Source organism: Cohnella hashimotonis, assembly GCF_030014955.1.
In the GTDB taxonomy this organism is placed as follows: domain Bacteria; phylum Bacillota; class Bacilli; order Paenibacillales; family Paenibacillaceae; genus Cohnella; species Cohnella hashimotonis.
Map to the genome: position 1 here is coordinate 154560 of NZ_JAGRPV010000002.1, position 16379 is coordinate 170938.

Here is a 16379-nt window from a genome sequence, read left to right on the forward strand (position 1 = left end):
CGGGTGCGCACAAGGAGCGAGAACGATGCGTGGTCTTCGTCATTATGGTCCTTTTCTTTTTCTTCTTCTTATCGGTCTGTCGGGCTTTTCCACATTGGCAGTGAACCGCGCCTCGGCGGACGCCGAAGGCGACGATACGATACCGAACCAGGCGATCCGCATCCGGATCATCGCCAATTCGGACAGCGATCGCGATCAGGAGATCAAGCGTAAAGTGCGCGACGACGTCGCCGCGTTGATCGAATCCTGGGGCGAGATGCCGGGCACGATCGAGGAGGCGCGCGCGTTCATCCGTTCGCGGCTCGCGGACGTCGAGGCGGCGGCGAACAAGTCGCTGAAGGGCTCCAAAGCCGGCTACGGCGAAAAGACGGAGCTTGCGGTCGTGGATTTTCCGGCGAAAACGTTCGAGGGAAAAACGTATCCGGCGGGGCAGTACGAGGCGCTCCGGATCACGCTCGGCAAGGGCGGCGGCGCCAACTGGTGGTGCGTGCTGTTCCCGCCGTTGTGCCTGGCTGCGTCGGCCAAGACGGACGATCAGGTTGAGACCGACGCGAAGGAGCCTGCCAAGCAGACGGCAGCTGCGCAAAAGGGAGATCAAGCCGACGCTGCTAAGATCAAAAAGGCGTCCGCGAACGCAGCGCAAGAGGACGGCGTCATCGCCGCGGCGGTGCCTGCGGAGAAGCCGAAGGCCGAGTTCTTCCTGATCGTGCTGCTTGAGAAGCTGTTCAGCTTCATCGCATCTTTGTTCGCTTGAACGGATCGTTGATCGCCTGAACGCTGTGATATAATCGTCCTAACTTGAAGGAACGCGAGGGACGGACATGCATACGAATACGAGATATTGGACGCCGGCGGACGGGGATGCCGGCTTGAACGAAGCCGCCGCGGCGCTTGCCGCAGGCGGCGTTGTGGCGTTTCCGACCGAGACGGTGTACGGGCTCGGGGCGGACGCGCGCAGCGATGCGGCCGCGGAGCGGATCTTCGCGGCCAAGGGAAGGCCTTCGGACAATCCGCTGATCGTGCATCTGGCGGATGCGGCGGACGTGGAAGCGCTGGCCGCCGAGGTGTCGCCGCTGGAGCGGACGCTCATGGCCGCCTTCTGGCCGGGGCCGCTCACGCTCGTGCTGCCGGTGCGTCAGGACGCCGTTGCGGCCCGCGTCACTGCGGGCCTCGATACGGTCGCCGTGCGCGTGCCGGCGCACGAGACCGCGCGCCGGCTGATCGCGGCCGCCGGCTGCCCGGTCGCGGCGCCCAGCGCGAACCGCTCGGGCCGGCCGAGCCCGACGCTCGCGAGCCATGTGCGCGACGATCTTGACGGGCGCATCGACGGCGTGCTCGACGGCGGCCCGACCGGCGTCGGCGTGGAGTCGACCGTCGTCCGCGTGCTCGGCGGCGACGTGCATATCCTGCGGCCGGGCGGCGTGACGGCCGAGCAGCTGCGCGCGGCGGCGGGCGAAGCGGCCCGCGTTGTAGTCGCGGGCGCGGAGGCTGCCGCAGGCGACGGCGATGCCGCAGGCGCGGCTGACTCCCCTGGCGCCGCAAGCGCAATCGATGCCGCCGGTGCCGATGCGGCGGCAGTGGGAGCCCCGGGCGCGCCGCGCTCGCCCGGCGTGAAGTACGCCCATTACGCCCCGCAGGGCGTAATGGCGATCGCTTCCGGCGCGCCGGAGGCCGTGCGCGCCGCGGTGCAGGCCGCCGTCGACGACGCGCGGCGGCGGGGCGAGCCTGCGGGCGTGCTGTGCTGCGACGAGCACGCCGGGTTTTACAGCGCGGACGCCGTCATCGCGCTGGGCCCGCGCGCGGCGCCGGCGGCCGCCGCGCAGGCGCTGTACGCGGCGCTGCGCGAATGCGACGCGCGCGGCCTGCGGTTCATCGCGGCCGAAGCCTTCCCGGAGGAAGGCATCGGGGCCGCGCTCATGAACCGCATGCGCAAGGCGGCCGGCGGGCGGACGCTGCCGGTCTGATCGGGCGCCGTCAAAGGGCGTCGCAACACCATTTTGTCTCGCCGTTAGACGCGAGCATGAATGATCCACGCGCAATTCCGCCCTCCGGCACCGAATCGTACCAAGCTCGCAGCCTCGATATTCGCCCGGCTCTTCTTCAGCCACAATCGTTGCGCCTGCCTTTCGTCGGGTCATGTTCGCCGTCTTGTCCGCATATGCTCCCTATATCGGGCTAGCTGGACAAGGGGGCTAAAGCATGGAATGGTCTGCGGCGGCAGGGCATTTGATTACGATCGGCATTATGGCGGTCGCGCTCGGGATGGATGCCTTCTCGCTCGGCATCGGAATCGGGCTTAAGGGCATCCGGAAGCTGGACGTGCTCAAGCTGAGCGCCCTGATCGCTTTGTTCCACGTATTGATGCCGCTTGGCGGGATGCTGACCGGGCACTACGTGAGCGGACTGTTGGGCGGCGTCGCGACGTCGGCTGCGGGTGCGCTCCTGATCCTGCTCGGCGGGCATATGGTATACAGCGCGATCCGGGGGGAGGCGGTAACGTCGTTCAACCACCGGACGTTTTGGGGCATGCTCGTTTTCGCCCTCAGCGTGAGCATCGACGCCTTTTCGGTCGGCGTCTCGCTGGGCATGTTCTCCGCGCATATGATGTTTACGGTGCTGATGTTCGGATTCGTGGGTGGAGCCATGAGCGTGCTGGGTCTGCTGCTCGGGACGCGCGTGAGCCAGTCGCTCGGCGGTTACGGGGAAGCGTTCGGCGGGGTCATATTGTTTGCATTCGGCCTGCTGTTTCTGATATAACTAGTTCACTATAAAGTGACGGGGCGACGGTCCGTCCGAATGAGGAGGCTAGGATAATGCGGCGTATATTGATGGTGTGCACCGGGAATACATGCCGGAGTCCGATGGCCGAAGCTCTGCTGCGGGATTGGGCGAGACGGACGGGCGCGGAGATGGAAGTGCGGTCCGCCGGGGTGGCTGCCCAATCGGGCATGCCGATCTCCGCGAACGCGGCGGAGACGCTGAGGCGCAGCAATGTCGCGCTGCCGGGTTCTTCGACGAGGCTTGACCGGGGAGACGTGGAGTGGGCGGAGCTCATCCTGACGATGACCGCCTCCCATAAGCGGGCAATCGCGGAGCGGTATCCGCATGCGGCTTCCAAGACCTATACGCTCAAGGAATACGCAAGCCAGAGCGAGGCGCTGCTGCCGGACCTGCAGGAGATGGATCGCCTTCATGCGGAATTTCAGGTGGCGCTGGCGCTCGGCAAGCCGTTCCCCGAACAGGACAAGCGGCGCCTGAGCGAGCTGTCGCGGCGCGCGCCAGATCTTGATATCGCGGACCCTTACGGCGGGCCGCTCGCGGTATACGAAGCTTGCGCGCGGGAGATTCGCGAGGCGATCGATCGGGCTTTTGGCGGGCGGCAAGCTGCAGATTGATTGAATGCTTTAAGTGTTCTTACTTAACTACGTCGGCAAAGCGCCGCTTGCTCCGGCTGTGGAGCGGGCGGCGCTATTTTAATGCGAATCCCGCAGCTTGGCGACCTCTTCCTGAGGCAGATCGAGCAGGTCGGCGATCTGTCCGGGCGTAAAGCCTTTGGCCAGCAGCTTGCGCACGCTCTCGGCGCGGCCGCTCTCTCTGCCCTTTTCCAGACCTTCCTCCAAGCCTTCCTCGTAGCCCCAGCGCTTCCATGCAGGCATCAATTCCATTACGCGTTCGGCCTCCTCCGGATCGCGGGCATGCAGCTCGCGTAAAATGGACCGGTCCTCTTCGAATTCGGGCCGGTAGTAGAGATCCGCAATCGACATGACGAGCGCCAGCTTGGCGTCGTCCAGCGTCGGATGCAGCCTCGCCAGCATTTTGAGGTAAGCCAGGCGAAGCTCGCGTCTGTCCTTTTCATTATAACCCATCCGCGACAACAGCGCAGCGGCGACCGGGTTGTCCGACTTGGCGAAACGCCGCCAATCCAGACGGGCTAGTTCCAGCTTGCGGAAGCGGAATTCCACGATGCTCTCCTCCTCGAAGCGCATCGAATATCCGTCAGGCTCGTCTCTTGCGCGGTTTCCGGTGAACACGGCCACGGGGACGATCACTTTATAGGTTTTGCGGTGGCGCTCCAGCAGCCTTGCAAAATACAGGAACATCCGCTCCGCAAAATCCGCTTGCGCATAAGATTGCGGCTCCAGATGAATAAGGATGAATACGTTCTTGCCTCGCAGGCGAACCTCGACCAGCAAATCTACCGTGCGTTTTTCGCCTCCGACGACATCCACCAACAGCTCTTGCATGAGAAAGCGAGTATGGGAGAAGTCGATCGAACGGTAAAGCTCGGGAAAAAACAAGGCCATGAATTCGGCGAAAAAGGTTTGCAGCAGCTTCTTGAACGCTTCGTCGTGCGGCGCCATCTCGGATCGTCACGCTCCTCGGGAAAACAAAAAGCGCCGCCAGCTCTCGTGGGAGAGCGTGCGACGCATGCTTTGCGACCGTATTCGTGACATCAGTTTAACAGGCGATCGGCTACGACGCAACTCCCGGCTTCCATTAAATCTCTTCATTCCAGTCGGGACTTCTGTCTTCGTAATTGTCCGCTCCTGCCATTCCGTCCGCCATCTCGTATTGCTCTTCGTTCGCGGCGCTCTGAATGTCCTCCGAGCTGACGGCGAGGTAGAGGTAGCCGTCCTCGCGGTTTTTGCGCAGCGCCTTTTCTTTCATAAACTTCGGGCTGGCATCCCCGGCTTCTTCGTCGTAGACAAGGATGATGCCTTCCGTTTTGCGTAGGAGCAAGTCGTCGCGTGCGGTGAACTGCCAAGGGCCGCTGTAGGGCTGCTTGCTCACTGCCGCATAGTAATCGACGTTTTTCAGGATGTCGCGGTAGTATTCTTGTTTATCCTCGCTCCACTTTTCCTCCTGGCCCTCGAATGCCGTCAGGATCGACAGCCGCAGCTGCGGATAATTCTTTTTCAGCGCGATGACGGATTCGCAAGCCCATAGATCGACGCCGTATTGGCCGGGCGTGATGACCCATTCGAGACCTTCCTCGACCAAAGGGATGAGCTTGGACTCGATCGCTTTCCGTATAAAAGGGATGCCCTTGTGTTTTTGTCCGAAAATGCCGAGCTCGTGCGCACGGTATCCGGTAATCAGCAGATTGTTCATGCTCGCTCCTTACTGAACCGTCATAAATCTTCGTAAGGATGATTATAGTCTATTTTCGATTGACTTCGGCATTTTCCTTCGCTATTATGTAGCTACAAGTTGCAGTTCCGGTGTAACTGGCGACACAAGTGGGATTAACCACAGTGGAGCACCGGAATGTCGGCCGGTCGCCTGGGCAGAGAGCAGCGTGCTTTGAGCACGTGTGCTCTTTTTCGTCTTTTTTCGGCAAATTCGGTATAATACAACTGACAATCAAGGGAGGTAGGTACAGTCATGATCATCGCTATCGGCGCCGACCACGCGGGCTATCGTCTCAAGGACGTCATCGTCCCGTTTCTGGAAGCGCAGGGTCACCAGATTATCGATCTCGGATGCCATTGCGGGGATTCGGTGGATTATCCGGATTATGCCGTGCCCGTCTGCGGAAAGGTCGTCAGCGGGGAGGCGGACAGGGGCATCCTGATCTGCGGGACGGGGATCGGCATGTCGATCGCGGCGAACAAGACGCCGGGCATCCGCTGCGCGCTCGTGCACGATTTGTTCTCGGCCAAGGCCACGCGCGAGCACAACGATACCAACGTGCTGGCGATGGGCGAGCGCGTCGTCGGACCGGGCGTCGCCGAGGAGATCGTTCGCGTCTGGCTGGACACGCCTTTCTCCGAAGGACCTCGCCATGTCGGACGTCTGAACAAGGTCAAGGCGATCGAAGAGCAGCAGGCACTTCATCCTTGAACGGACCGGGAGGCGCGATGCGACGATGACTGACCAAGACCAAGCGTTGCCCGTCGCGGGCCAAGTCGAAAAAGCGCTGTCCGAGCTGGCCGAAGTCGCGGCCTTGGGTGCGGGACAGATCGTCGTGCTGGGCGTCAGCACGAGCGAAGTGCAAGGGCGCCGCATCGGCACGTCCGGAGCGCCTGCCGTCGCCCGCGAGATCTATGAAGGCGTGCGGCGCGTCCGCGAGCGACGGGGGTTCGAGACCGTATGGCAATGCTGCGAGCACCTGAACCGCGCGCTTGTGACCGAGCGGAGCTTAGCTGTCTCCCGCGGCTGGACGATCGTATCGGCCGTGCCCGTGCCCAAGGCAGGCGGCTCCATGGCTGCCTATGCATTCAGCCAGTTGACGGATCCCTGCCTCGTCGAGGCTGTGGCCGTCGATGCGGGACTGGATATCGGCGAAACGATGATCGGCATGCACTTGCGTCCGGTCGCCGTGCCGGTAAGGCCGTCGGGCCGCTGGATCGGCGAGGCGCGGGTGACGATGGCATACGCGCGCCCGAAGCTGATCGGCGGCGAACGCGCGGTCTACGCGCTGCCAAGCCGGGAGCGGGAGGCGCCGCCTTCCGGAACGTGCGACTGAGCCGCAGCTGTCCGGCTAACGGCGCGCCGAGCGGCCGAGTCCCGGCCGAGATAGCCGGAAAAACCGGCTAACGGCACTTCACGCGAATGCCTTTTCCGCTAACCATCCCTTACAATAAATCAACTTTCCATAACCCTAAGGAGGACCAACCATGACCGCCAATCTGCGCAAGCAAGACCCCGAGATCGTCAAAGCCCTTAACCTCGAGCTCGGCCGCCAACGCGACAACCTCGAGCTGATCGCGTCCGAGAACATTGTGAGCGAAGCCGTCCTCGAAGCGATGGGTACCGTGCTCACGAATAAATATGCGGAAGGCTACCCGGGCAAGCGGTTCTACGGCGGCTGCGAGTACGTCGACATTCCCGAAGAGATCGCCCGCAACCGCGCCAAGGAACTGTTCGGCGCCGACCATGCCAACGTGCAGCCGCACTCCGGCGCGCAGGCGAACCTCGCCGTCTACCTGGCGACGTTGCAACCGGGCGACACCGTGCTCGGCATGAACCTCGCGCACGGCGGCCACCTGACGCACGGTAGCCCGGTTAACGCTTCCGGCCTGCTGTATAACTTCGTCGCTTACGGCGTCGACGAGCAGACCTTCACGATCAACTACGACGAAGTCCGCAAAGCCGCGTTCAAGCACCGTCCGCGTATGATCGTCGCCGGCGCGAGCGCGTATCCGCGCATCATCGACTTTGAAGTGCTCGGCCAGATCGCTCGCGACGTGGGCGCGCTGTTCATGGTCGACATGGCGCATATCGCCGGCCTCGTGGCAGGCGGCCAGCACCCGAGCCCGGTGCCGCACGCGCACTTCGTCACGACGACGACGCACAAGACGCTGCGCGGCCCGCGCGGCGGCCTGATCCTGTGCACCAAGCCTTGGGCGGCGGCGATCGACAAGGCGGTATTCCCCGGCACGCAAGGCGGTCCGCTTATGCACACGATCGCGGCCAAAGCCGTTGCGCTCGGAGAAGCGCTGCAGCCGTCCTTCAAGGACTACGCGGCTAACGTCGTGACCAACGCCAAGGCGCTTGCGGAGTCGCTGACTGCAGAAGGCATCAACCTGGTCTCCGGCGGCACGGACAACCACCTGATGCTCGTGGACACCCGCAGCCTGAACATCACGGGCAAGGATGCCGAGCACTTGCTCGACTCCGTGGGCATCACCGTCAACAAGAACGCGATTCCGTTCGATCCGACGAGCCCGTTCATCACGAGCGGCATCCGCATCGGAACGCCGGCCGTAACTTCGCGCGGCATGGACGCCGCGGCGATGAAAAAGATCGGCCAGGCGATCGCGATCACGCTTAAGAACGCCAAGGACGAGACCAAGCTGGATGAGGCGCGCAAGCTGGTTCGCGAGCTCGCCTCGCAATATCCGCTGTATCAAGGTCTTGAATACTAAGACCAGTCTCGTCAGCGTATCCTAAAAACAGGTACAGGCGCCCATTTTTGACCTTTCGAGGCCGAAATGGGCGCCGTTTGTTTGACGATTCGGAGCATTCAGTATAAACTAAGTGTACGCTTAATTCCCGGTATCGGCCGGGAAACGGGGGAACCAAGTCTTTATGGGGCGAATTGAAGCCATTGCAGGCTTCATAGGGTACCATCTTATCCGAGTCCGTCAGCTAACCTCGTAGGCAGTGGATGGGTCACATCTAATTTATTGAAGCTTGAATGACCCTCGCCGGGTCTTTTGGCGTCTCTACAAGACCCCTCTGTCTGGCTAAGCGTATTGCGCGCGCCTGCTGCAGAAGGGTCTTTTCTGTCCTTCGAGGCGTGTCGACTTTAGACCGGGAGAAGGAGGAATTTACGTTGGCCATGCCTGAATTCGCTAGAAACATGGACCAAGACGCTGCCGCTCCTTTCTGCACGACCACGAATACGTCGTATTATCATAGCCTCATCGACTGGGGCGATGCCAACGATCCGCTTCGCAAGCTGCTGTCTCCGTCTCTGCCGGCGGCCGGCGGCAAAGGGATCTGGGGTGCCTCGGACGAAGAAGCCGAATATTTGGCTCAGGGTTACCGTCACAAGTTTCGGACGTCCGCGTTTCTGATGCTTCCCGAGACGGAGGCGGAGGAGGGCGTGTCGCCTGCGCTCGAATATGTAGCTGCCCATCCGGAGATCCGGCAGGTGATCCTGGCGGGCGGCGATTGCTTCAGTCTGCCCACGCCTAAGCTGCGCAAGCTCATCCAAAGCCTGCGGGCCATCCCGCATGTCGGAATTATCAGGCTCAGCACGCGTATGCCGGTCATGGAGCCGATGCGCATAACGGACGACTTAGGCTTGCTGCGCCTTATCCGCGAATTTTCAACGCCTTCCAAGCCGCTCTATTTGATGGCGCATATTCATCATCCGCGTGAGATGACGGAACAAGCGATCCGTGCGTTTCGCTCGCTCGGCGACGCCGGAGCCGTCATCGTAAACCGGACGCCGATCCTGGGCGGGATCAACGACGCGCCGGAGCTGCTGGGCGAGCTGCTGGAGCGCCTCGAGCTGGCCGGCGTGACCCCGTATTACTTTTTCGTCGACCGTCCGAGGGAGGAGAGCGGCGAGTTCGCCGTGTCGCTGTCCAGAGCCTACCGTCTCGTCGAGGAAGCCAAGCTGACGACTGCGGGACTCGGGCGGCGGGCGCGCCTTGCGGTCAACCACGATGCAGGCTTCATCGAAGTGCTGGCCGTCGAGGGCGGCAAGGCCTATCTCAAGTTCCACGCTTCTCCAGACGACGACGCGGGCAAGTTCATCACGGCGGACTGCCCTGACGACGCGCTGTGGCTAACCGATCTGCCGGGCAGCGAATCCAGGATCGGGTCGCTGACGATCGATTGGACGGACTCCGAGGATTACGGGCTCCGCACTTCTTATGTGAAGCGGCCTTATCAGATCGGAGATTGATCCTTCGCGCTTTTCGTGCCATACATCCGGCTTTGCCTTCCGAGGCGGACCGGATGTATATTTATTTTGGCGGATACTTGGGCGTCTTCGGGGAAATGTTGAAACGGTCGGCCTGTATCCCGCGTACTACAATACATAGCCGCGAACGAGCGGACAAGAGGAGGATTCGTGTAAATGTCTATTTTTAAACGATTGCGCGATCTCACGCTGTCTAACGTATATGCCCTGATCGAAAAGGCGGAAGACCCGGTCAAAATGACCGATCAATATTTGCGCGACATGGCGGAGGATCTCGAGGACGCGGAAAAGGCGGTCGCCGCCCAGATCGCGATCGAGAAACGATTCAAGCAGCTCTACGAGGAACAGGCTGCGCTCGTCGCCAAGCGCGAGGAGCAGGCGAACATCGCGGCGCAGGCGAAAAATATCGACCTCGCGCGCCGCGCGCTCGAGGAAAAGAAGGCTGCGGAGACCAAGGTTGCCGAGTACAAGGCGAGCTATGAGCAGAACAAGCAGGCGGCAGACAATCTGCGTCTGAAGCTCGACGAGATGCGCAAGCAGTTCACCGACCTCAAAAACCGGCGCGAGACGCTTGTCGCCCGTGCGAACGCAGCCAAGGCGCAAGCCGGCATCAACAAGGCGATGGCAGGCTTCGGGACCGACACGGCGATGTCCGGCCTCAGCCGGATGGAAGAGAAGGTCCGGCAGATGGAAGCGCACGCCGAGGCGACCGAGGAGCTCAGCCAGTCCAAGGGCAAGTCGCTGGACGACGAGTTCGCGGCGCTCGGCAAGGACAAAGCCGTCGAGGACGAACTGGCGGCCCTGATGAAAAAGTACGAGAGCTAAGGCGATCCAAGAGGACTCCCCCGCGGGGTCCTTTTTTCAAACGCCCATCTAAGCTAAAATAAGGAAAGTATGTTATGGCGCGTCCGAAACGGAGCGCTTCGGGCGGCTCGTTCCCGCAAGTCGATGCGGAACCGCCCGGTTTTTAACCGCGGGAGGAGAGGCGTTAACATTGACGATTGAAAACGTGGTCGGCACGCTGCTGTGGACGGCGGCGGGCGCGGTGCTCCTGTTCATTCTTATGGGCATCGACGCTTATTTTACCAAGTACAAGGATATGGCCGAGATGAAGCGGGGCAATACGGCAGTCACCGTTCGGTTTGTGTTGAAGCTCGTCGCACAGGGTTACATCCTGTCCCGCTCGATCGTGACGTCCGACGATTTGGGCGAAGCGCTGCTCGTCTCCTTCATATCGTTCGTCATCCTCTTCGTGCTGGAGTGGATCGTCGAATTCGCGTTCAGACGGATTGGCGATTTGCGCTTGGACGAGGGCGTGCGGGACGGCATCGTAGGGCATGGTCTGATCGCGGGCTCCCTGCATCTGGTCGGTGCGATGATCATCGGCTCGTGCCTGTAGGGCTGCGGGAGAGGAGGACAAGAGATGAGCTTGTTCAAGCGGGTTAAAAATATTTTAAAAAAAGCCGAGCCGCTACCTCAGGAGCGCAGCGTGCTGACGATGGGGCCCGGAGATGTATGCGAGGTGTCGCTGGTCACCTACCAGGTGACCGGGCGCATCAAGCCGACGGCTCGCAACGAGGTGTGGCTGACGCTTCGGGACGGCGCGGACGTTCGCTATTTGAACATCGAACAGCGGCTCGATACGGCGTATTCCTTGTTCAGCACGATTGACGGGCGTCTCGATTCGATGGACGAGGTCCCGGCGCATATCGAGCTGGACGGTGTCGATTATCATCTGGAAGATCAATATAGCACGCGGATCGTCGAGGCGGGCAGCACGCCTTTTACCTCGGCTGGAGGCGAGCTTTACGTATGGCGTTTTCAATCCGACGGGCGCAAGCTGCTGCGGATCGAATGGCAGGACGGGCGCTTCATGCTGTATGAAGGCGAGAGCGTGCTGCCGGGAGACGTGGAGTGGCTGAGAGGAAGCGGACGATGAGCCGGCCGGCGCGCCGGCGATCCGGTCGCGGATGGCTGCGTTCCTCCATTCACCTGACCGTCATGCTGGCTCTCGTCGTAACGCTGCTGTCCGCGTGCGGGTCGAGCCTTAACGTTAAGGAAACGTATCCGCTTGAATCGGTCAGCGGCAGCGGCAGCCAGACCTCGTATGTCTACAGGGCGGCGGGCGAGACGGTTCAGGAGGTCGCGACCGCGCTGGAGGCCAAGAAGAAGCCCGAGCAGGTGTCCAAGGACGATCCCGAGCATATGTTTCTCGTCTATTCGGATCAGATCATTCACGTGCAAAAAGATCCGAACAAGCCGGAGGACAGCCTCATCGAGGTCGACTCCAAGGAATATGTGCGGCAGAACTACAGCCCCTCTTTCCTGGAAGGCTACCTGCTCGCGAGCTTGATCGGCAATCTGTTCGATTCGTCGCGGGGCGGTTATTACGGCGACTACCGCGGCTACGGCAACCAGAAGTCGTATCCGCCGACCACCGGCTCTTACCGGACGCCGACGGTGAGCGATCAGAAGGTCGCGCCGCCGCTCACGGTGGACAAGAAGGGCTCGATCTTCAAGCGGGGCAGCAAGTCCGACTCCGGCAGCAGCGTAGGGTCTGACGGACTGTTCGGCAAAAAGAAGCCGACGACGGGCAGCATCACACGCGACGGCACGAGCGGCTCCAAGGGCAAATCCGGCTCAAGCTTCAAGCCTCGCAAGACGACGAAGCCGCGAACGAGCTTCGGCGGCTCGGGGAGGATCAGGCGACGATGACGGCCTTGACCGGAAATTAACAAAAACCATATCGGCGTGAAGCACGCGCCGCTTGTTCCCTCATTTCGGATGATGGGAGCGGGCGGCGTTTTTGTTTTTATTCGGCGTGATGGGGAGATGAGAAAAGATGAATTTCGGCAGTGAAGAGATAGCTTTTAGCTTGGAGCGCTTCAAGTCCGATCCTTCCTACGTGCAAGGCGATCCGGAGGTCAACCGTCAGTTCGAAAAAGCATTCGCTACTTGGTGGGCAGCGACAATCAGGGCAGCCAAAGGTGCCAGGCTTCAGCGGCTGAGGTCCGGCTTGACGTATGCTTCCATGTACTTTTTGCGCTTCACTTGGTTTCCCGCTTTCGGCAGCCTAAAGGGATTGATTCCTGAATACGAGGTGAAGGACTACAAGGATGGATTCCGTTACATCGACTTCGTTTTCTTCACCAACGCATATCGCTTGGCCATCGAAATAGACGGCCGCGCGTCGCATCGCCTGAATGCCTCGCCTGCAGAGTACGAAGACGAACTCATGCGCCAAAATCACCTCGTCATCGACGGATGGTCCGTGATCCGACTCGCCTTTCTGTCCATTCGCGACAAACCTAGGCAGTGTCAGCAGGTTCTGCAGCAGATGTTGGGGAAAACGAGGGTTGATTCTGAAGATAACGTAGCGCTTACAATTCTCGAAAGGCGAATACTTGATTATGCGCACCGTTCTTCGGCGCCATTAGAGCCGTACGAATTAAGGACAGAATTGGGCTTGCACCGCAATACGATATCGAGACACATTGCATCGTTAATGAGAAAAGGATTGATCGTGCCCATGAATATGGATCACAAACGCAAGTATCGTTACTTGCTGAACGCAAAGGTGGTAAAGTGAATTTCCGTCTTGGTGCACCAGAATGGTGCATGGTGGCCGTGTGAGGCGGAGCGTCGGGGGGGCGTCGGAGGCGGAGATGCATCAGAATGGTGCATGGTGGACGTGTGAGGCGGAGAATCGCGGACGGCGGAGGCGGAGATGCACCAGAATGGTGCATGGTGGCCGTGCGAGGTTGAGAATCGCGGGCGGCGGAGGCGGAGATGCACCAGAATGGTGCATGGTGGCCGTGCGAGGCGGAGAATCGCGGGCGGCGGAGGCGGAGATGCACCAGAATGGTGCATGGTGGCCGTGCGAGGCGGAGAATCGCGGGCGGCGGAGGCGGAGATGCACCAGAATGGTGCATGGTGGCCGTGCGAGGCGGAGAATCGCGGGCGGCGGAGGCGGAGATGCACCAGAATGGTGCATGGTGGCCGTGCGAGGCGGAGAATCGCGGGCGGCGGAGGCGGAGATGCACCAGAATGGTGCATGGTGGCCGTGCGAGGCGGAGAATCGCGGGCGGCGGAGGCGGAGATGCACCAGAATGGTGCATGGTGGCCGTGCGAGAAGATGTTAGAGTGGCGACAGGAGTGAAGATGCACAGAAATTGTGCATGGTGGTTGCGTGAGGCGACGAGTGAGGGGCGGCGGGGATGAAGATGCACAATAAATGTGCATGGTGACCGCGTGAGAAGATGTGAGAGTGGCGACAGGAGTGAAGATGCACAGAAATTGTGCATGGTGGTTGCGTGAGGTGACGATTGAGGGGCGGTGGGGATGAAGATGCACAATAAATGTGCATGGTGGCGATATGATACGATGAGCGGTAGGCGGTGGGCGGACAACATAAAAAGCCGACGCGGCGCCAGGTCCGCGTCGGCTCCATAGCATCGCGATATCAGCGATGCCCGGGGTAGCCTCGTTCGTACGCCGTTGCGACGAGATCGGTTTTGCCGTCGAGACGTCGCAGTGCGTCGATCGCCCAGTACGGATTGCGCAGCATGGCGCGGCCGATCACGGCGAGATCCGCGTCGCCGGATGCGACGACGTGCTCGGCGAGCTCGGCATCGTCCAGCATGCCGACGGCGCTGACGGGTACGCCGAGCGCATCTTTTAGCGCTCGCGCGAAAGGTACCTGGTAGCCCGGATAGTTGCCGGGCTTACCCTTCACTGCCGGACCGCCTTCACCGCCGGTGGAGACGTCGAACATGTCGACGCCGGCGTCGACATAGGCGCGCGCAATCTCCAGCATATGGTCGAGTCCGTAGGCATACTCGGCGTACTCGACCGCGGATACCCGCATGAGGAGCGGCATATCGGGAGGCAGCACGGCTTTGACCGCCTTGATCACCTCGACGCCGAATTTGGCTTTGTCGCGGCCGAACTCGTCGTCGCGCTTGTTGATGCCCGGCGAGTGGAATTGATGAATCAGGTAGCCGTGCGCGCCGTGCAGCTGGATCGTGTCGAAGCCGGCTTTGACCGCGCGGGCCGCGGCATCGGCGAATTTGCCGACCATTGCCCAAGCTTCTTCGGTCGTCAGCGCGCGCGGCTGCTTCGCTTTGTCGTCGAAAGGCTCGTTCCACGGGCCGACCGGCGGTTCAGCGTCCAGCGCTTTGCGTCCCGCGTGCGCGATCTGAATACCGATCTTGGCGCCATGCTTGTGGACCTCGTCCACGATGCGCCGGTAAGCGGGAATCTGCTCATCCGACCACAGGCCGAGATCCCGGTTCGAGATGCGTCCGTCCGGCTCGACGTCGGTCATCTCGACGAGGATAAGTCCGGCGCCGCCGACGGCGCGGGAGACGTAGTGAACGAAGTGCCATTCGTTAGGCGCCCCGTCCTCGGCTTCGACGGAGTATTGGCACATCGGGCTCATGGCGATGCGATTGCGGAGCGTTAATCCCTTTAACGTAAAAGGGGATCCAAGCTGGCTCATCCATTTCACTCGCTTCCCTCTGAACTGTATACAATAAAGTATCAGTTAATATTGTACCCGCATAAAAATAGTTGTGCAACCTGGTAACTCGGATAAACGAAATCCGCCTTATGACTCCGCCTTCGACTCCGCGTTCGCCGCTCGCCGAAGACGTTTGCGCAGCAGCGCCCATGCCAGCAGCGGCGAGCTGCCGAACACGAGCAGGAGCACGCGGATAAGCGCGGGATTGGCGCTGACGGAGACGCAAACGATAAAGGTCAGGGCGCCCGCGAAGCGACCGGCATTCAGCGCCAGCTCGCGAAGGATGACGCGTTCCTCCCGCCGCTTGACGTCGGCCTCGTTGCCTCCGATCTGGTCGAATACGACCGACACGGAAGGGATGGAGAAGAGCGGAACGAAAATAGCGGTGCCTAAGCCGAAAATAAGCAGCTCGGAATAGCCTGTCCCCCATAAGAGCGGCACAATAAAAAGGGTCATCATCACAGCGCCCGTGAGCATGCCCCAGAATCGCCTGCCCGGCTTCAGCAGCCTGCCGGCGATCCAGAAGCTGAGGAAGGCGGCGGCGGACGTGTAAAGCGAGAAGCTCCCGAGCTTCATCTCGCTGCCGGTCGACGTATAGACAAGCAGGGCGATGACGAATCCGAAGATGCCCTCCCGCAGTCCCTGCGCGACCATCGCGCCGGTGATGGCGCGCCACGGGTTGCCTTTTCGAAGAAGCTCGCCAAGCCCGATGCGCCAATCGTATCGACCGGACGGCTCCCGCTTACGGAGTCCGAAAGTGAGCGCGGCGCCCGCGACGAAGATGGCCAGGGAGATGCCGAAGATGAGGCGATAGCCCGCATTGCCGCCGCTGCTCGAGATGAGCAGGCCGGAAAGCCAGGGCGCCAGCATGCCGGACAGCGAACCTAGCAGTCCGGCCCAGCCGTTGAAGCGGTCGCGGTTGCCCGGGCCGGTGATCTCGAAGTAGACGACGTTAAAAGACAGCCAGAAAAGCCCGGAGGATACGCCCTGAACGAGCCCCAGGACGGGCACTGCGTCCGCGGCGCGCGTTCCGAAGGCGAGCACCAGGCCGTAAAAAGCGGCTGCCGCGATGACACCTCCGCGCAGCGTGTTCATCTTATTACCTTCCTTGACCCATTTTCCGGCCAGCCAGAAGGTGAGGGACATCGAGAGTTGGTGCACGACGGCAAACCAGCCTAGCAGCGCGTAGTCGTGTTTGATCTTCCAAATGTAAATGTTGACGAAAGTGGCGGACAACGCATTTCCGCAGGTGAACAACGCGTTCACGGCGAGCAGCAGCACGGCTTGGCGGTCGAGCTTGGCTTTTTTTGTCGCTCGCGGCTCGTCCTCCGCTCGTCCCGCAACCGCGAAGTCGCGCTCCCGCTCGCGACCCGTCAGCGGGTAACGAGAGGATTTAGAAGAAGTACCCGGCATGCCGACCTCCTGATGTCCCGCTGGAATTCAATGCCCGGATCGGGCGCAGTCTGATTAGGATGG

General features: G+C 61.2%; 17 protein-coding genes and 2 riboswitches. Of the genes, 13 read left to right on the plus strand and 4 right to left on the minus strand.

Translation table 11 applies throughout. The features are described 5' to 3' along the window. Positions 1-25: 25 nt before the first annotated feature. The 4 genes from spoIIR (at position 26) to KB449_RS35230 (ending at position 3395) form a co-directional block, all read left to right on the plus strand. Positions 26-754, plus strand: coding sequence for a stage II sporulation protein R (gene spoIIR, locus KB449_RS35215; protein ID WP_282913094.1), 729 nt, complete (start codon positions 26-28; stop codon positions 752-754). Positions 755-869: 115 nt separating this feature from the next. Next, on the plus strand, positions 870-1964 hold the full coding sequence (locus KB449_RS35220; RefSeq protein WP_434082575.1) for an L-threonylcarbamoyladenylate synthase: 1095 nt from the start codon (positions 870-872) through the stop codon (positions 1962-1964). Positions 1965-2199: 235 nt separating this feature from the next. Continuing rightward, on the plus strand, positions 2200-2757 hold the full coding sequence (locus tag KB449_RS35225) for a manganese efflux pump MntP (RefSeq protein WP_282913096.1): 558 nt from the start codon (positions 2200-2202) through the stop codon (positions 2755-2757). Positions 2758-2813: 56 nt separating this feature from the next. After that, a complete protein-coding gene (locus KB449_RS35230) occupies positions 2814-3395 on the plus strand; it encodes a low molecular weight protein arginine phosphatase (protein WP_282913097.1) in 582 nt (193 codons plus the stop codon). Positions 3396-3473: 78 nt separating this feature from the next. Here KB449_RS35230 and KB449_RS35235 read toward each other — a convergent pair whose 3' ends face one another. Both KB449_RS35235 and KB449_RS35240 read right to left on the minus strand, forming a co-directional pair. Then, complete coding sequence (locus KB449_RS35235; protein ID WP_282913098.1) at positions 3474-4361, minus strand: Rpn family recombination-promoting nuclease/putative transposase; 888 nt, start codon at positions 4359-4361, stop codon at positions 3474-3476. 136 nt (positions 4362-4497) lie between these two features. Then, positions 4498-5112, minus strand: coding sequence for an SLOG family protein (locus KB449_RS35240; protein ID WP_282913099.1), 615 nt, complete (start codon positions 5110-5112; stop codon positions 4498-4500). Between the two features lie 102 nt (positions 5113-5214). Continuing rightward, a riboswitch (ZMP/ZTP riboswitch) is annotated at positions 5215-5296 on the plus strand. A gap of 89 nt (positions 5297-5385) precedes the next feature. On the opposite strand from KB449_RS35240, the gene rpiB reads away from it, so the two are divergent. The 9 genes from rpiB (at position 5386) to KB449_RS35285 (ending at position 12971) form a co-directional block, all read left to right on the plus strand. Further along, a complete protein-coding gene (gene rpiB, locus KB449_RS35245) occupies positions 5386-5844 on the plus strand; it encodes a ribose 5-phosphate isomerase B (protein ID WP_282913100.1) in 459 nt (152 codons plus the stop codon). Between the two features lie 25 nt (positions 5845-5869). Continuing rightward, complete coding sequence (locus tag KB449_RS35250; RefSeq protein ID WP_282913101.1) at positions 5870-6469, plus strand: TIGR01440 family protein; 600 nt, start codon at positions 5870-5872, stop codon at positions 6467-6469. A gap of 151 nt (positions 6470-6620) precedes the next feature. Beyond that, on the plus strand, positions 6621-7871 hold the full coding sequence (locus tag KB449_RS35255; protein WP_282913102.1) for a serine hydroxymethyltransferase: 1251 nt from the start codon (positions 6621-6623) through the stop codon (positions 7869-7871). A gap of 107 nt (positions 7872-7978) precedes the next feature. Continuing rightward, positions 7979-8124: riboswitch (cyclic di-AMP (ydaO/yuaA leader) on the plus strand. A gap of 163 nt (positions 8125-8287) precedes the next feature. Beyond that, positions 8288-9364 carry a KamA family radical SAM protein gene (locus KB449_RS35260; RefSeq protein WP_434082577.1) on the plus strand — a complete coding sequence of 359 codons (1077 nt, stop codon included), beginning with the start codon at positions 8288-8290 and terminating at the stop codon, positions 9362-9364. Between the two features lie 174 nt (positions 9365-9538). After that, the gene (locus KB449_RS35265) at positions 9539-10207 is read left to right on the plus strand and encodes a PspA/IM30 family protein (protein ID WP_282913104.1); all 669 of its coding nucleotides are present in this window, start codon (positions 9539-9541) and stop codon (positions 10205-10207) included. Between the two features lie 169 nt (positions 10208-10376). Next, positions 10377-10781, plus strand: coding sequence for a DUF350 domain-containing protein (locus KB449_RS35270; RefSeq protein ID WP_282913105.1), 405 nt, complete (start codon positions 10377-10379; stop codon positions 10779-10781). A gap of 24 nt (positions 10782-10805) precedes the next feature. After that, positions 10806-11321 (plus strand): DUF4178 domain-containing protein, encoded by a 516-nt coding sequence (locus tag KB449_RS35275; RefSeq protein ID WP_282913106.1) that lies wholly within the window; start codon positions 10806-10808, stop codon positions 11319-11321. Beyond that, positions 11318-12097: a DUF4247 domain-containing protein gene (locus KB449_RS35280; RefSeq protein WP_282913278.1), complete on the plus strand. Its 780-nt coding sequence runs from the start codon at positions 11318-11320 to the stop codon at positions 12095-12097. The genes KB449_RS35275 and KB449_RS35280 overlap by 4 nt, the downstream gene beginning before the upstream one ends. Before the next feature lie 127 nt (positions 12098-12224). After that, complete coding sequence (locus KB449_RS35285; RefSeq protein ID WP_282913107.1) at positions 12225-12971, plus strand: hypothetical protein; 747 nt, start codon at positions 12225-12227, stop codon at positions 12969-12971. An 873-nt stretch (positions 12972-13844) separates the two neighbouring features. Here KB449_RS35285 and KB449_RS35290 read toward each other — a convergent pair. Together KB449_RS35290 and KB449_RS35295 are read right to left on the minus strand one after the other, a co-directional pair. After that, positions 13845-14882, minus strand: a complete 1038-nt coding sequence (locus KB449_RS35290; RefSeq protein ID WP_282913279.1) for an NADH:flavin oxidoreductase/NADH oxidase — start codon at positions 14880-14882, stop codon at positions 13845-13847. A 108-nt stretch (positions 14883-14990) separates the two neighbouring features. Continuing rightward, positions 14991-16316 carry an MFS transporter gene (locus KB449_RS35295; protein WP_282913108.1) on the minus strand — a complete coding sequence of 442 codons (1326 nt, stop codon included), beginning with the start codon at positions 16314-16316 and terminating at the stop codon, positions 14991-14993. Between the last annotated feature and the right edge of the window lie 63 nt (positions 16317-16379).

Coding starts and splice junctions, on each gene's coding strand:
- spoIIR (WP_282913094.1), top strand. CDS start 26: ATGCGTGGTCTTCGTCATTATGGTCCTTTTCTTTTTCTTCTTCTTATC.
- KB449_RS35225 (WP_282913096.1), top strand. CDS start 2,200: ATGGAATGGTCTGCGGCGGCAGGGCATTTGATTACGATCGGCATTATG.
- KB449_RS35230 (WP_282913097.1), top strand. CDS start 2,814: ATGCGGCGTATATTGATGGTGTGCACCGGGAATACATGCCGGAGTCCG.
- KB449_RS35235 (WP_282913098.1), bottom strand. CDS start 4,361: ATGGCGCCGCACGACGAAGCGTTCAAGAAGCTGCTGCAAACCTTTTTC.
- KB449_RS35240 (WP_282913099.1), bottom strand. CDS start 5,112: ATGAACAATCTGCTGATTACCGGATACCGTGCGCACGAGCTCGGCATT.
- rpiB (WP_282913100.1), top strand. CDS start 5,386: ATGATCATCGCTATCGGCGCCGACCACGCGGGCTATCGTCTCAAGGAC.
- KB449_RS35250 (WP_282913101.1), top strand. CDS start 5,870: ATGACTGACCAAGACCAAGCGTTGCCCGTCGCGGGCCAAGTCGAAAAA.
- KB449_RS35255 (WP_282913102.1), top strand. CDS start 6,621: ATGACCGCCAATCTGCGCAAGCAAGACCCCGAGATCGTCAAAGCCCTT.
- KB449_RS35260 (WP_434082577.1), top strand. CDS start 8,288: ATGCCTGAATTCGCTAGAAACATGGACCAAGACGCTGCCGCTCCTTTC.
- KB449_RS35265 (WP_282913104.1), top strand. CDS start 9,539: ATGTCTATTTTTAAACGATTGCGCGATCTCACGCTGTCTAACGTATAT.
- KB449_RS35275 (WP_282913106.1), top strand. CDS start 10,806: ATGAGCTTGTTCAAGCGGGTTAAAAATATTTTAAAAAAAGCCGAGCCG.
- KB449_RS35280 (WP_282913278.1), top strand. CDS start 11,318: ATGAGCCGGCCGGCGCGCCGGCGATCCGGTCGCGGATGGCTGCGTTCC.
- KB449_RS35285 (WP_282913107.1), top strand. CDS start 12,225: ATGAATTTCGGCAGTGAAGAGATAGCTTTTAGCTTGGAGCGCTTCAAG.
- KB449_RS35290 (WP_282913279.1), bottom strand. CDS start 14,882: ATGAGCCAGCTTGGATCCCCTTTTACGTTAAAGGGATTAACGCTCCGC.
- KB449_RS35295 (WP_282913108.1), bottom strand. CDS start 16,316: ATGCCGGGTACTTCTTCTAAATCCTCTCGTTACCCGCTGACGGGTCGC.